Genomic DNA, 15,047 nt, shown 5'->3' with positions numbered 1-15,047 from the left:
TTTTTGTTTAGCGGGCATTTCTTTCATCAGACTTTTTCTAAATGAACATAAATACTTGCAATGTGTAAATTAGTACTATATAGTTCTAATTATGAAAAAAGTAAAATTAATGAATCAAAAACGTGTGCTTGAAGTAGCTGCAACTTTATTTTTAGAAAAAGGATTTGCTTATACAAGCATGGATGAATTAGTACGTGTAAGCAAAGTGTCAAAGTCTAATGTGTATTATCACTTTTCTAATAAGGAGGATTTATTAGAAGGGGTCGTTGATTATTGGATTGACATGTATCAATCTGCAATTGATGACGTACTATCTCAGAACCAATTTTTAGTTGAAGAACGTATCCAACTGTTTTTGAAGCAATTATCACAAGGAGTTCAATCGAGAGATTATAAAGGAAGCTGTCCATTTATTACTCTTTATATTCAAAGTCCTACACAGGCCACACAAATAAAAGAAAAAATAGGTCTGTTTTTTACAGGATTACAAAAGAAGGTTTCTCTATTACTGAAACAAGGAGTAGAGAATGGAGAATTCAGAAAGACGATTCATATTGATGAGGTTGCATCACTATTTATTACCAATCTTGAAGGCGCGTTATTTATTTCAGAAACATTGAAGGATGCAACTGTCATTACAAAAACAGCCGATCATATTTTTAACTTGCTTCGATAAAGAAGCTTTTTTTTCACACTAAATTAGTACTGATTAGTACTAAAAGGGAGATGTTTATATGAGAACAGTATTATTAATTGGTGGAACGGGCTTTATTGGAAAGGAGTTAGTGAAAGAATTAGACAAAGAGGATGTGAACATTCTTCTTTTAGTGAGGTCGAAAAGTAAAGCAACACGCATTTTTCAAGAAAGAGGTATTTTAAAAGAGGCAGTGATGCACTTTGTTGAAGGTGATTTGACGAAAGTCGATTTGGGTCTAAGTGCTGAAGATAAGGAGAAGGTGTTGAAAACGGATGTGATCATTCACGCAGGAGGACCCATGGATATTCAAGCGACAAGTAAAAAGGCAGCTTCCGTCTTTTTAAATGGCGCCAAACATATGAGTGACTTAGCTAAAAGTATTCATCAATTGAAGGGCTTGCAGCAATTTATTCATGTTGTCGGTTATATGAGTCCCTTTGATGATCAAAATAGCAAGATTGAAATTGATGTGTTTAAAGAAGGAAACCATTATTTGAAAATAAAAAATCCATATGAGAGAACAAAATTTTTAGCAGATCTTTATATTCGTCAACAGGCATCAGCAGTAGGTTATCCGCTTTCTGTCATTAATCCGCCGACTGTCGTCGGTAGTAGTCAAACGGGGAGTACAGAGCAAATAGCAGGAGTAGGTTTGCTTGTGAAGAGTATGCGAAGAGGGCTCATGCCGGTGATTCCTGGAGGTAAGGATTATAGGTTGCCACTTATTTCAAACGATGAGTTTGCAAGGTTTATTGTGCAGGTTTTCAGATTGGAGCAGCCAGCTATTCAAACATATACGCTTGTTGAAGACTGGCAGCACGATCAGAACATTGGTGAATTATTGAGTGTGATGTCAGAAAGTATGAATATGAGGGCACCAAAAATCTCTGTCCCAATGCCACTAATGAAGGCTGTTATGAATAGTGGCGTAAGTAAAATTACTAAAATTCCTTCTGATGGACTGAATTTTATGACAAAACGAACATTCTCAAATGTTTCAGCGAAAAAAATAATGGGAGAAGATTGGTTTCAGAAGACGAGTGTCATGAAATTTTTCCCTGCTGTAGTAGCTGATCTGGATTATCGAATGATGAATCAAAACGGTAAGGATGATCATTTATTTAAACGAACACTATGTGATAACACGACCCTTTACCAATTAAAAGGAGAGGGTAAACCGTTTATTTTATTACATGGTTTATTGAGTGATGGAGAGGATTTATTCCCCTTAGCACAAGAGCTACATGAAAAAACGGGTCAACCTGTATGGATCTTGGATCTTCCAGGTTTGGGACGTTCTCCTTTTAAACGAGAGAAACATCTTCTAGATATCTATTTGAATGTCGTGAAAAAGGTATTGGAGAAAGCGACGAATGGTGCACATCTAATCGGCCATTCATTCGGTGCGTATATTCTCTTGGAAGCATTGGTACAAGAGTACATCGATAAGAAGTATTCAATCACTTTACTTCAGCCGCCTGTTGATAAGAAAAATGCTGCATCGCGACATGTTCCTCAATTGATGAACAAATGGACATTGAAATGGGCAACGACTAATATGATAGGGCGTTATGTATTAAGGAATGGTTTGTTTGAAAATACGGAGAGCATCCCTGAACATTATATTGAAAAAGTCAGAAATAGTTTTACGTCTCCTAGAATATTAAATACGACGGTTCAGCTTAACCATTTACTACAGATAACCAATCAAGATGATTTCAATGAGGTCACAAAGGATCGTCTTCATATTATTTGGGGGGATTATGACAAAGGCTATTCTGCCCCGTCACATCTTGGCAAGGTTGATTTTGTTCCATATGGTCATCATTTCCCACTTAGCCATCCGAGTAAAACGGCAACATTGGTCATAAGGCAGATGAGGGTATGGGATAAATAAAAGGTTTGAGGTAGACCAGCCTGGCTAAAAAATTTTAATAGTAGGATACTTGATGAAATCGTGAGAAACAAAGTAAAACGTATGAATGAAATAGAGGAGGATGAGAATGAGCCAATTCGATATTCTAACAAAATACATACCGCTGCTTCAGGAAGATCCTATTGGAGAATGGGTGATCGATCAAGAAAATGATGGTACAGCTGAACATCCGATTCAGATGCCCTTTGTGAATTATTCTGAAACGGTCCGTCACTTGATTGAAGATATTTATACCTTTGCAGAACAACACGAAGAGATGGGGCTTATCCGCTACAGAGAGATCCTTAGAGAAAATGGGATTGAATCGGGAATGAATGATATGGAGAATGTGGACATTTCAAATTTAAATGCGCAGTGTGTGCTTGCTCTTATGATGGAGGTTGTGAGAGCCGAACGATTTAGCGAGGGTGCCATACTCAATTTCTTTAAAAGCGGAGCTATTGTAAAGTGCCTAGAAAGATTGGATTGTTTAGAGTGATCAAATGAAAAGTAAAACAGATGCAGCCAACACTTTTCCTCCTATGAAAATAGAAGAAATCGATAACATTTTATTAAATGATCTTGATGCAGTAAAAATGGAAAAAGAAGATGAGCGTATAAAATTCATTTTACAAGATCCCTATTGTCCTGATAAAAGTGATATTCACAGTGTGTATGTCATCTATAAAAAGTCTATACTCAATTTACTTGAAGGTAGGATACGTTCTATTCATAGTCATGAATTCATGAATGCTAAGAAAAAGGATCGAACGATTTCTAAAGAAGATATTGAATATGTACTAGAGATGGCTACAGTTGTGGTTCTTGCAAGTGAAAATAATGGAATATTAACAAATTATTTTTATAGCGGAGTCGGTGAAAGGTTAGATCGTATTTTTAATCTATGCTTAGGTTATTCTTCAGATTTACAGAAAAAAGAGAACAAAGTAAGTTTGCAACGGTTTATGAATGATATAAAGATTGTTGAAGAGATGGGCTTGTTAGAAAAATTTTAGAATAATGAGCAAAACCTAGATGTTAGAGACATCTAGGTTTTTTCGCGCTTTTGAAAAATTTATTCAACTTCATGTTGACCTTCCCCTTAACTGAAAGGTTTATACTTTGATCAGATCAACAAAACGGAGGAGATGCAGGATGTTCAAGATCGGCGATTTTTCTATGTTAAGTAAAGTCCCTGTCAAAACGTTAAGATATTATGACCAAATTGATTTATTAAAGCCTAAGCAGATCGATCAAGATTCGGGATACCGATATTACTCAGCTGAACAGTTGCTTGAGGTCAATCGAATTTTTCTCTATAAGGAATTAGGCTTTACGTTAAAACAAATGGGGCAGCTTCTTCGTGAAGATATTTCAGTAGAGCAAATTCAGGGCATGTTTCTGCTAAAAGAGGGTGAGATTCAGCAATTGATCGAGAGAGAACAACAGAAATTAGCGCGTATTAAGGAGCGGATGCACCTCATTAAACGAGAGGGATGTGTTGAAAAAGAACAGGAGGTTATCATCAAATCTGTTGAAAGCAAACGTATCATGTCTTTTCAATCCAACGGAACTGTTGACGAAATTCCTTCATTCTTTCAAACGTTTCATCATTTATTGCTTAAAAATCAGCAAGAATCAATCTCGGGACCACAAGTGGTGCTATGGAGGGAATCGCTCGAAAAAGAAAGTGAGTTCGAATTTGAGGTGGGGTATTCCGTCAAAGCGTTAAGGGGCTCTCTTCCTCAGGGAATCATGATACGTACGTTACCCGCTGAAGAAACAATGGCAACGCTGTTATTTCATTCACATTCTCCATCCGCACAAACTGCTTGTATTGACCTGGCGACATGGATTGAAAATAACGGATACTGTGTGAAAGAAGACCAGCCGGGCCGAGAGATTTATTACCCGTTGTCAGAAAAGGAAGAAGGCAGACTCATTGAAATTCAAATTCCTATTAAAAATTAAACATCGAGGTCTCAAATCGTAAACATTGCCCAAAGGAGAAACGTCACGATGAAAAATAAAGCCGTCGTCTATTTACTTGCTCTAGCAGCCTTTCTAATCGGAACGATCGAATATATCATTACAGGCATTATCCAGATGGTCGCAGATGATTTACATGTCACGACGTCTGCTGCTGGATTATTGGTCACGTCTTTAGCGCTCTCAGCAGCAATCGGTGCACCGATTGTTATCGCACTCACGATCAATATAGACCGCAGAAAAATATTATCATGGATGCTGATCATTTTTATTTTAAGTAATGTCATCACAAGTGTCAGCCATTCGTTTGAAATGGTGATGATGACAAGGATTTTACAAGGAATCAGTGGGGGAACGGCGATTGTGGTGGCAATGGCTGTTGCGACTCGTCTTGTAGAACGAGAAAAAAGAGGCACAGCCATTGGCATCATTTTAATGGGACTCAGTAGCTCCTTGGTTTTAGGCGTTCCAATCGGGACATTTCTAAGCAGTATGATCGGATGGAAAGCATTATTCGCAGCCATTGGCTTGATCACGCTCATTCCGCTGATTGTTGTGTATAGGCGCATCCCTTCTATGAAAGAACAAGAACCGGTGACGCTTCGTATGCAGTTATCAATTTTAAAAGATAAGCGAATATTACTTGCGGTGGCAGTGACGCTATTTTATGTAGGGGGATATTCCACTTTATTTACCTATTTAACGCCCTTCCTGCAAGCATCAGCAAACCTTAGTATCACAGAAATTAGTGGCATTTTGTTACTGGCGGGAATATGCAGCTTTTTGGGCTCCAGCCTTGGAGGGATTGCAGCAGATAAAAAGGGCCCAATATTCACGATTTTCTCTGGAATCATTCTGCAAATCATCATGCTCATGCTTCTAGCATTTGTGACAGGGAATCTCGTGGTTATGGTGGCTGTCATCATGATATGGATGATCGCTACATGGAGCACATCGCCAGCTCAGCAGCTATATCTTGTCACACTTGTACCAAAATCTCCTGATATCGCCTTAAGTGTCAATACATCATTTATTCAATTCGGATTTGCCTTAGGCTCTGGTGTAGGAGGGATTGTGTTAAGCGAAACATCTATATTAAACCTAAGCTGGATCAGTGCTGGCACGGTTTTTCTCGCTTTACTCATGACCATTCTAATGGTGGCGTTTGACCGATTTTCTCAGCATAAGAGCTTGAAGGTGATCGAGCAAGGAAGCTAACTTACATTCAATATTGAAGGGACTACTTATTTCGGGTAGTTCCTTTTTGATTTGAAGAATGCACCAGTGTAGTTGTTTATTTGCTACAATAGGAGTCAATATCCAAAGATTAAAGGCATCAACAAATTTCTTTTAAAAACGATGAATATCAAACAAAAGAACCACTAGACGAGGAGAGAAAATAGAATGCAAATAAGTGAGGATATCATCAATCGAAAAGGCGCTCGAAAGAGGACTGATATCCCTCGTGACGTCTTGACCCTTTTGAATCAGGGAGAGATCGAAAGTGTGAATTTAACTGAATGGCTGGCTGTCAATCATATGACGTTAATACAGCATGTTTTGCCGTCCGTTGGTTTAGACCATCATTTAGACGATGTATTATCTGAGATCACTAAACAAAAAGCTGAATCAGGAATGAAAGCAATCCGTCTCATCGGTCAATTGTTAGATGAAGTGCTATACGAAGAGAATGAAGAAAAACACGCGGAAGTATTGCAGGCATTTGCTCACCACGTATCTGATAGCGTTCGCTGCTGGGCTGCTTATATGAACAAACAGCGTTTATCAACACTGGAAGAGAAACTTGCGTACATTCAGCCATTTGCAGCTGATCATCATTTTGGTGTTCGAGAAATTGCGTGGATGTCAGTAAGAGAAAGTCTAAGTCTTCAGATTGATCAAAGTATAGAGTATTTAACAGAATGGGCAAAAAGCGAGGATGAAAATCTTCGCCGGTTCTCTGTAGAGGCGATCCGTCCGAGAGGTGTATGGACAAAGCATATTGAGTTATTAAAACAGGAGCCAGAGAGGGCACTGCCTATTCTAAATTTACTCAAATCTGATCCATCAACATATGTTCAAGATTCTGTAGGAAACTGGCTCAATGACGCTAGTAAAACACAACCAAATTGGGTAACGAATCTGTGCGAACAGTGGTCAAAGGATTCTGATACAAAAGCAACTAGCAGAATTGTTAAGAAAGCCAAGAGAACGATTGTGAAGGGGAATTTGTAAATAAGAATATGAACTGAAATTCCTTTTTTGAGGGGATTTCTATCAATAAATCATTCAAAAAAAGTCTCAAAGCTAGCTCCATTTTTTGTGCGCAGATGGCCCCATTTCGTGGGGCTTTTCTTTTTTTATAAAAAATCTAGTCTCCTCGATTCTGCATCCATATTATCTATCTTAACGTCTCATTGTCATACTTTAGAATGAAATTGACTCAATAGAATTGACGAGGGAACCAGGAATAGGTGAAGATGAAATAAACTGTAATATAAAGGGAGACGACTGATGATACATATCGTATTTGGGGCAGCAACTGCCGGTAGTTTAAAACAAGCATTACGCGAAATGAAGCAAGACCAAGTAAATGAGATCATCGCTTTTGATGACATTTATTCGATTGGACCCCTTCTCTATTTGCATGAACATGAAGGTCAGGAGAAGCGTATAGAGTGGCTACGTAACGTGATATCAAATGAATTTGGCCATTTTGACGACATGGTCACCGGTCATCACAGAATGCTTCAGCAAATAAAAGATATAAAAGACGGTACGCGTATTCTCATCTGGACAGGCAGTAATGCACATGAGCAAATTGGCTTGCGATATGCCATCTATTTATTAAAAGAGAAAAACATTGAATTGTCTCTCATCAATACAACGACCGCATTTGATCAACTGTTCAATACAAATACAAGAAGAATGGATATTCGGCATGCCGGGGAAATCACATCTGAAAAATTGAAGGTTTTGTACGGGAGTAAAGAGCATATTCATTCAGTGACAAAAGAAGAAAGAGAGAGATTACAAAATGAATGGCTTTCATTTGCTAAAGAAAATCATACGCTGCGGATATGGCAAAAAGGGCAAACGATCAGCGTACCAGAGGATGAATTTGATGCTTATTTAGTGAAAATGGCTAAGCGGCTTCATCAGTCCCATCCAGAAGAGGAGTACATCGTAACGCCACGCTTAATAGGAGAAGTGATCGGTCATTTAGAACAGTATATCGGTGATGATTTTATTGAGTATCGTCTAAAGACATTAATTGATCAAGGGATCTTTGACATGATAGGAAGGCGCACCTCCATGCGTTATTACTCAATTAAACTGACAGACTTCGGTCAGCGCTTCAAAAAATGGGTGTGCTGCCGTGAATTTGAGGATCACCCTTTTCTAAAAATAGAAGGAACTTATGGTGGTGAACCTTTTCATTGTGGGCATTGTCAATGTCATTTAGAAAGAGACGATGTACCAATAAGCGATACCCTTTTCTCGAAGATTTGGAATTGGGCTATACAGTATGGCCGCTGGTTTGACGAAGAGACAGATGATTTGCTGCCAAATGGTGCAGACATGGAAAAGAAATTCAATCAAGAAGGAGAGCGTATCACTGAAGAAGTGGAACGAGCCTTATCCCCTGCATTTCAAATTGAATACAGCCCGAGTGAATATACGCAATATTTCATTTAAAGAATGAGCTTTCGGTAGCACTGCAAAAAAATAAAGCTTTACATGATCCATCACCTTCATGTAAGATATGGAGAAATTAAAAGCGAAGAAAAGGACATGAGCCATTTTTACTGGTTACCAGAGAGGGAAGTCACGCTGAAATCTTCCTAGCGCAGAAAATTGTCTTACCACCTTTGAGCTGTATTGGGGAAATCATAGTATCCAATATCGTCTACGCCACGTTACGGCACCAGAGCCATAAAGCGAATACGCGTTATGGGAATTTGGGTGGAACCACGGATCACACATTCGTCCCTTTATGAGGGATGGGTGTGTTTTTTTGTTCACTCATATATGATTGCTTTGAAAAGGACATGAGCAACTTTTATCGGTTACCAGAGAGGGAAGTTACGCTGAAATCTTCCTAACGCAGAAAAGTTGTCTTACCACCTTTGAGCTGTATTGGGGAAAATCGCAGTATCCAATACCGACTATGCCACGTTACGGCACCAGAGCCATAAAGCGAATATGCATTATGGGAATTTGGGTGGAACCACGAATCACACATTCGTCCCTTTACGCGGGATGGGTGTGTTTTTTTATTTCAAAAAAAGTGAAAGGTGTGTCAGTGATGGGAGAAAAAATGGTGAAGATTCAATTTCCAGATGGAAAGATAAAGGAGTTTTCTGCAGGTACAACTGTCGCAGATGTTGCCTCCTATATTAGCCCGAGCTTAAGGAAGAAAGCAGTGGCAGGAAAGGTCAATGATCAAATGGTTGATCTAAGTCATCAGCTAGACAGCGATGCTCGGCTGTCTATTGTCACACTCGATTCAAAAGAAGGGCTTGAAGTACTGCGCCATACATCGGCACACGTATTAGCCCAAGCTGTGAAAAGGTTATTCGACAATGTCACACTTGGAATCGGACCTGTTATCGAAAATGGATTTTACTATGATATGAAGCTGAATCAAACATTAAGTGTAGAGGATTTGGCTGCAATTGAAAAAGAGATGGAAAAGATCATAAACGAGAATCATCTCATCCAAAGAAAGGAGGTCACTTACAAAGAAGCTGAATCGTTGTTTGCACATGATCCATATAAGCTGGATATTTTAAAACGACTCCCATCTGAAGAAGCCATCACAGTGTATCAGCAGGGTGAATTTATCGACTTATGCCGCGGGCCTCATTTACCTTCTACTGGGTTCGTAAAGTCATTTAAGCTAACACGTGTTGCAGGGGCTTATTGGCGGGGGGATAGTCATCAAGATGTATTGCAGCGAGTGTATGGTGTAGCGTTTCAACATCCAAAACATCTAGCTGAGTATCTTCATTTCATGGAAGAAGCAAGCAAACGTGATCACCGGAAATTAGGGAAACAATTATCTCTGTTCACGTTTTCGGAAGAAGCGCCAGGTATGCCGTTTTATTTACCAAAAGGTCAGATTGTGAGAAATGAATTAATGGCCTTTTCAAGAGAAGTGCGAAACAAAGCGCAATATGAAGAAGTGAGCACACCGTTTATGATGAACCAAGAGCTATGGGAAAAGTCAGGTCACTGGGATCATTATCATGAAAATATGTATTTCTCAGAAGTAGATCATACAAGCTTTGCTTTAAAACCGATGAATTGTCCAGGACATATGCTCATGTTTAAAAATAACTTATATTCATACAGAGACCTTCCGATCAGAATGGCTGAGTTCGGTCAGGTGCATCGTCATGAATTTAGCGGAGCATTAAATGGATTGTTCAGGGTCAGAACTTTTTGCCAAGATGATGCCCATATTTTTTTGAGAGAAGATCAAATTGAAGCTGAAATCAAACGGATTTTCCAATTAGTTGATCATGTGTATCGGACATTTGGGTTTGAGTACTCTGTGGAACTATCCACTCGTCCAGAAAAAGCGTTAGGGGATGATGCCATTTGGGATATCTCTGAATCAGCGCTAAAGAATGTGCTTGATCGGCTAAAGGTCGATTACCAGCTAAATGAAGGAGATGGGGCATTTTATGGACCGAAGATCGATTTTCATATAAAAGATGCCTTGCAGCGGAGCCATCAGTGCGCCACAATTCAGCTAGATTTTCAAATGCCTGAGAAATTTGATTTAACATACATCAATGAAAAGAATGAAAAAGTACGACCAGTTGTCATTCACAGTGCCATTTTTGGTTCTCTAGATCGTTTCTTTGGGACTCTCATCGAGCATTTTGCAGGTGCCTTCCCGTTATGGCTGGCACCAGTGCAAGTACAAATCATTCCTGTCTCAAAGATTCACCTTGATCATTGCCTTGAGGTGCAGCATCAATTAAGAAAGATCGGAATCAGAGTTACAATCGATGAACGGGATGAAAAACTCGGCTATAAAATGAGAGAAGCACAAATGCAAAAAATCCCTTATATCGCTGTCATTGGTGATACAGAAATGCAAGAAAAAACCCTGAATATCAGACAGCATCGAGAAAAGACATCTAGACAGCTCTCTATTGATGACTTTAAATATCTGGCAGTTCAACAAATAAAAAACAGAACGGTTGCCCAAATATGATGTGATGATTTCTTGAAGAAGAATAAGACGTTCGAATGATGGGCGTCTTTTCATTTGCGAAAAAAGCCGAATTGACAGTAGAAAGGGGAAATATTGAAACATTTTTTCAGTGAAATCGTAATAAAGATAGAGCGTTCAACAGAAACATTTGAAACGGGGAGGAGTTTATGACATGGAACAAGCTGCACTGAAAAAGATGAGGACAAAACAAATAGCTGTCTCTAATTTATTTGTCGGACTTATGATTATCGTATTTTTTATGTTGATTCAAATTGTTAAAATCCAATTTACACATTTCCTTTTTTGTTTAGGAATTTTAATGCTTCTTCAAGGCATTTTAGGCTTTATTAGAAAAGGGACAACAAAATCTTTCATTCCAATTTTCGAGCAGATAGCTATTTATGAAAAAGAGAAATTAGGGAAAGAGTGGGAAAAAGAAAAACGGTTAGATAATGTTTGGAAAGTCATATTGAGTGGCATTATGTTTATTCAATCATTCACTTTTCAAAATGTGGATAATACATTCAGTGACGTCGATCCTGCATTGATCATTTTCTTGTTTTTGATGGTTCTAGCCATTTTAAATATAAGCATGCTTTTTCGTTTTAGAAAAATTGACCGATCGACTGTAGGTGAATTAACAGGCTACACAAAAGAGTCAAACATAATGGCAATAGCTTTAGGATTTTTTATGGCAATCATCATCTTCATCTTTATCGTCATTTTTGTTCTTCCATAAAACATAACCATTTTGAGGTGAAACCATTGAATGCAAACATTCAACAACTAATCGATCAGACAAAGGCGAAATTTGGCTTAGATCTTTATGATCTAAAAAGACACAGCTTTCATCGTTACGTCAACATGTTCAATGAAACGATTTATACATTGAATATGGAATGGTTCCCCTCTCATGAAGCTGAACCTGAGGACGACGATATCAACCCAGACGGCACAGCTGTCATTGAAGTGAATTTGAATACAGGACAGATTGAATCGGTTATTTTTGTCATGGACAAAACCTATGCGCAGCAGGGTGTCACGTTTAAGAGACCTTATCCAGCTCATGTCATTCAATGGATCGAACAAGAAACAGGGTTGATCTATGATGAGCATTTTCATATGCATCAGAAGGAGAAAGGGGAACTTTCTTTCGAAGAAGCAATAGATGGTGTGAAAGTGACGCCATCAGGCAGAATCGAAGTGAAATGGAATGAACATGGACAGCTCATGTACTTTACACACCACGGCCCATTTTTAGCCAAAACATTACTGAAAGCTGAGGAATATGCACTTTCTCTTGATAAGCTGGAGAACTTAGCCGAGCAGCAAGTACAGCTGTTTCAATGGCCTTCCTTCGAGCACAACCGAATCCGATCTATTTATGCATTAGAAGAAATTTATGTGAAAAACGATGGAACAGGAACGCTTCCGTTTGAAATTGGGCGTGAAGAAACGCACTTTATACACATGAATGAGGTCATTGAGTGGAATGAACCGATAAACAATGCCTTTGAAAAAAAGGAAATGAACATTCATGAGAACATTTCAGCTGAACAAGCTTTCTCATTGGAACCGTCACCAGATACTTTCCCGATATCAAAAGAAGAGCAAGCTGAGTGTATCAAAGCAGTCCGAACCTTCTTGGCGCAAAAATATCCAAAGGATACAGGGAAGTGGGTTCTGAAAACACTCCATCGTGAGCATGGATACATCGATGCGATATTAAAAACGAACGGGCAAGAAGGCAGTGTGTTTATCGACAAGATCAAGGTCTTCATTGACGCCAGCTCGTTTGAAGCCGTAAATTACATAGATAAAAAAGAAATGTTTCAAGTGTGCGGGATACTCAGCCCCTCTCAAGCGGCAAGTGATATTTCTGTATCTCAGAAAGAAGCCTTTGAAAAATTGAGAGAACGTCTTGAACTTACACCTATTTACGTCTATGACGAAGCGCAAAAACAATATGTTCTATGCGGAAAGCTCGATTGCCATGTTGGTGTTGATGCAGAGAGCGGCGAAGTGTTTTCTTTGAAAGAACAGTGAGAAGCTGTTCTTTTTTGTCTCATTGCACCAATTTTTTGAAGAAATTTGGAATTTTGTAGCAGGAAGTTGTCGTTTCATCACGAAAGAAACAGATAAGAATATGATCATAGGTCCATCGGTTGGAATATTAGTAGACATCATACATATGAAATACTCATGACAGTAAAGTTGATCTACAATGCTTTTTGAAAAAAATGAAATCGTGTCTCTAGTAGTATACGACATTTGGTGGGCTGACATCATAGGATGACTTTGAACATGTTTGATTTAGGTAAGCTTGAAGCCATGATAGAAGAAAGTGAGGATGTCTACCTTGAGTACATTGGAAGTGTTTCGTCAGTTTTTGGTTGACCATTATCCTGCGTTACAAGATGAACTTTGGCTAAAAGATGTTGATACCCTTCGAATCTCTCCTATTCTTCATCCTTTTCTGAAAAGCAAGCTGCCAGAGGGGATCGAAAAATTCACTTGTGTCCTATTCACGCAGCAGACAGATCAAACCGCTGCACCGCTCAAAGTATACCTTCTATTAGATGAATATGAGCAATCACTTTATGCCATTGATTTGATGAATGAACAAATAGTGCTTCATTAATACAGAAGCAAAAAGCTGCTTGAGAGCCCCTCAGCAGCTTTTTTTGATGAACATTAGCCTGTCATATCAACCAATCTTGAGTGCAAGTTGTCCAATTCTTTCTTTGTTGGAAAAGAGCTAATCAGCAGCGTAGACCGCCCGAATTGAATCGGAAGCTCAGTATCAGTCACAATCATATCAATCCCAAGCTGATCCATCGTGACATCATTTAATGTATTCTCTGGACTTGTGAAAATGTGAATGAGAGGAGGCACGCTTAATTTAATTAAATCAGCAATAAACAAGCTATGATAATAGCCTAATGTTGAAATAACAAAAATGTTCAGCGCGTTTCTCCGTTCCATCTCCAAATGAACAAGTCCTCTCCAGGAAGACGTAATCATACGAATCAATTCACGTTCATTTTTCACAAAAGAACCGAGGATATCGTCTGTTTTTAGCTCTTGGATGATATGAGTAATCCTCGAATAGAAGTAAGGAAACTGTTTTTTCACCTCTGATAAATAGCTCGATTTCTTTTTGAAAAGGAACCCATCTCTCACGGTAATTTCATTGGAATACACATAATATTGGAGAAGAATGAGTGTCATCACCTTTCGATTCGCTATTTCTTGATGAAAAATCGACTCCAATTGGTTGATAAATGAATGAATGGCATCATAAAGTCGTGGGGTATGTGACTGAAAGAACGTCAATTTTTCTTCGACAGTTTCAATTGATTTAAAGTGTCCAATAGCTGGTTCAATCAATAGCAAAAAGACAAATTCATGATGATCCAGCGTCACATCAAATACGTCTTTGGTCATTCGGCAAATATGCTCTTCCCATGTTTGGATTTGATCATAGATCCCTTTGGCTACAGAACTTTGTTTTTCCTCTTTCATTGAGTACGTATATTTACGGCTTATTGTGAAATTTTTCCTCATTCGGTGAATGGAAACGGCAAACCATAGGCAGTATTTATCTATCGCCACATCTGGTACATTGACTTCTAGCACCTGAAATAGCTCCTGTAATAAATCAACTGCATCTTGCTTTTGAATATCATCGAATGGCCAAAGCCGGCTTCCATACACTTCAAACAAAAATTCAACAAAGAATTGACGAATCTCCTTCTCATTTCCATGGAACTGCATACTATCTGGGCGCAATTCAATGTCGTAAGAGATAAGAATGGAATTGATTTTATGAATGGTGTTGTACAATGTGGATCTACTGATATTAAGCGTGTCCATCCATTCATAGAAGGACCTGTTTTGTTCGAAAAAAATGCCATCAATCAATCGAATTTCAATCGTATCTTTTAAAATTTCCTTGATATAGTAGTCCACTCGTATCGTCTGTGTATAACAAATGGAGATGCCTTGTCTTGGCTTTATGTGGATTAACGGCTCACCGTTCTCTGTTTTGAACGATTTCATTTGTTCTAAATCGCTTTGGATGGCACGAACCGAACCGATATGTTCATTCGATATCTCTTGAAGGCTCCACCACTTATTTTTAGATACAAGCAGTTTTAAAATGTTTATCCATCTCTTTGATTTATTATCAATGAGCTCCATCAAACAACTAA

The 15,047-nt window shown here is 38.5% G+C and carries 13 protein-coding genes and 2 other annotated features; of the genes, 12 read left to right on the top strand and 1 reads right to left on the bottom strand.

What is annotated here, in order from left to right; all coding sequences use genetic code 11:
* Window positions 1-109: 109 nt before the first annotated feature.
* From MHH40_RS06470 to MHH40_RS06415, 12 genes are all read left to right on the top strand, one after another.
* Window positions 110-676, top strand: coding sequence for a TetR/AcrR family transcriptional regulator (locus tag MHH40_RS06470; RefSeq protein ID WP_050944778.1), 567 nt, complete (start codon window positions 110-112; stop codon window positions 674-676).
* 58 nt (window positions 677-734) lie between these two features.
* The gene (locus MHH40_RS06465; protein ID WP_050944777.1) at window positions 735-2,594 is read left to right on the top strand and encodes an alpha/beta fold hydrolase; all 1,860 of its coding nucleotides are present in this window, start codon (window positions 735-737) and stop codon (window positions 2,592-2,594) included.
* A 106-nt stretch (window positions 2,595-2,700) separates the two neighbouring features.
* Window positions 2,701-3,111, top strand: a complete 411-nt coding sequence (locus MHH40_RS06460; protein WP_050944776.1) for a DUF6508 domain-containing protein — start codon at window positions 2,701-2,703, stop codon at window positions 3,109-3,111.
* 4 nt (window positions 3,112-3,115) lie between these two features.
* Window positions 3,116-3,628: a hypothetical protein gene (locus tag MHH40_RS06455; RefSeq protein ID WP_050944775.1), complete on the top strand. Its 513-nt coding sequence runs from the start codon at window positions 3,116-3,118 to the stop codon at window positions 3,626-3,628.
* A 139-nt stretch (window positions 3,629-3,767) separates the two neighbouring features.
* Window positions 3,768-4,583, top strand: a complete 816-nt coding sequence (locus MHH40_RS06450) for a MerR family transcriptional regulator (RefSeq protein WP_050944774.1) — start codon at window positions 3,768-3,770, stop codon at window positions 4,581-4,583.
* Between the two features lie 48 nt (window positions 4,584-4,631).
* On the top strand, window positions 4,632-5,819 hold the full coding sequence (locus MHH40_RS06445) for an MFS transporter (RefSeq protein WP_050944773.1): 1,188 nt from the start codon (window positions 4,632-4,634) through the stop codon (window positions 5,817-5,819).
* Between the two features lie 186 nt (window positions 5,820-6,005).
* Window positions 6,006-6,836, top strand: coding sequence for a DNA alkylation repair protein (locus MHH40_RS06440; RefSeq protein WP_050944772.1), 831 nt, complete (start codon window positions 6,006-6,008; stop codon window positions 6,834-6,836).
* Between the two features lie 279 nt (window positions 6,837-7,115).
* Complete coding sequence (locus MHH40_RS06435) at window positions 7,116-8,300, top strand: DUF1835 domain-containing protein (RefSeq protein ID WP_050944771.1); 1,185 nt, start codon at window positions 7,116-7,118, stop codon at window positions 8,298-8,300.
* Window positions 8,301-8,376: 76 nt separating this feature from the next.
* Window positions 8,377-8,599: a binding site (T-box leader), on the top strand.
* Between the two features lie 34 nt (window positions 8,600-8,633).
* Window positions 8,634-8,858 (top strand) — a binding site (T-box leader).
* Between the two features lie 52 nt (window positions 8,859-8,910).
* Window positions 8,911-10,833, top strand: coding sequence for a threonine--tRNA ligase (gene thrS, locus MHH40_RS06430; RefSeq protein WP_050944770.1), 1,923 nt, complete (start codon window positions 8,911-8,913; stop codon window positions 10,831-10,833).
* Between the two features lie 172 nt (window positions 10,834-11,005).
* Window positions 11,006-11,572 (top strand): hypothetical protein, encoded by a 567-nt coding sequence (locus tag MHH40_RS06425; protein ID WP_050944769.1) that lies wholly within the window; start codon window positions 11,006-11,008, stop codon window positions 11,570-11,572.
* A 26-nt stretch (window positions 11,573-11,598) separates the two neighbouring features.
* Window positions 11,599-12,879, top strand: coding sequence for a hypothetical protein (locus MHH40_RS06420; RefSeq protein ID WP_050944768.1), 1,281 nt, complete (start codon window positions 11,599-11,601; stop codon window positions 12,877-12,879).
* 313 nt (window positions 12,880-13,192) lie between these two features.
* Window positions 13,193-13,474: a hypothetical protein gene (locus tag MHH40_RS06415; RefSeq protein ID WP_003217864.1), complete on the top strand. Its 282-nt coding sequence runs from the start codon at window positions 13,193-13,195 to the stop codon at window positions 13,472-13,474.
* A 53-nt stretch (window positions 13,475-13,527) separates the two neighbouring features.
* Here the strand turns inward: MHH40_RS06415 and MHH40_RS06410 are convergent, their stop codons facing one another.
* Window positions 13,528-15,036: a helix-turn-helix domain-containing protein gene (locus MHH40_RS06410; protein WP_050944767.1), complete on the bottom strand. Its 1,509-nt coding sequence runs from the start codon at window positions 15,034-15,036 to the stop codon at window positions 13,528-13,530.
* Between the last annotated feature and the right edge of the window lie 11 nt (window positions 15,037-15,047).

Origin of the sequence: Bacillus sp. FSL K6-2431, from assembly GCF_038005165.1 — a bacterium.
In the GTDB taxonomy this organism is placed as follows: Bacteria; Bacillota; Bacilli; order Bacillales; family Bacillaceae; genus Bacillus; species Bacillus pumilus.
This window is presented reverse-complemented; position numbering and strand designations above follow the sequence as displayed.

Coding starts and splice junctions, on each gene's coding strand:
- MHH40_RS06470 (WP_050944778.1), top strand. CDS start 110: ATGAATCAAAAACGTGTGCTTGAAGTAGCTGCAACTTTATTTTTAGAA.
- MHH40_RS06465 (WP_050944777.1), top strand. CDS start 735: ATGAGAACAGTATTATTAATTGGTGGAACGGGCTTTATTGGAAAGGAG.
- MHH40_RS06460 (WP_050944776.1), top strand. CDS start 2,701: ATGAGCCAATTCGATATTCTAACAAAATACATACCGCTGCTTCAGGAA.
- MHH40_RS06455 (WP_050944775.1), top strand. CDS start 3,116: ATGAAAAGTAAAACAGATGCAGCCAACACTTTTCCTCCTATGAAAATA.
- MHH40_RS06450 (WP_050944774.1), top strand. CDS start 3,768: ATGTTCAAGATCGGCGATTTTTCTATGTTAAGTAAAGTCCCTGTCAAA.
- MHH40_RS06445 (WP_050944773.1), top strand. CDS start 4,632: ATGAAAAATAAAGCCGTCGTCTATTTACTTGCTCTAGCAGCCTTTCTA.
- MHH40_RS06440 (WP_050944772.1), top strand. CDS start 6,006: ATGCAAATAAGTGAGGATATCATCAATCGAAAAGGCGCTCGAAAGAGG.
- MHH40_RS06435 (WP_050944771.1), top strand. CDS start 7,116: ATGATACATATCGTATTTGGGGCAGCAACTGCCGGTAGTTTAAAACAA.
- thrS (WP_050944770.1), top strand. CDS start 8,911: ATGGGAGAAAAAATGGTGAAGATTCAATTTCCAGATGGAAAGATAAAG.
- MHH40_RS06425 (WP_050944769.1), top strand. CDS start 11,006: ATGGAACAAGCTGCACTGAAAAAGATGAGGACAAAACAAATAGCTGTC.
- MHH40_RS06410 (WP_050944767.1), bottom strand. CDS start 15,036: ATGGAGCTCATTGATAATAAATCAAAGAGATGGATAAACATTTTAAAA.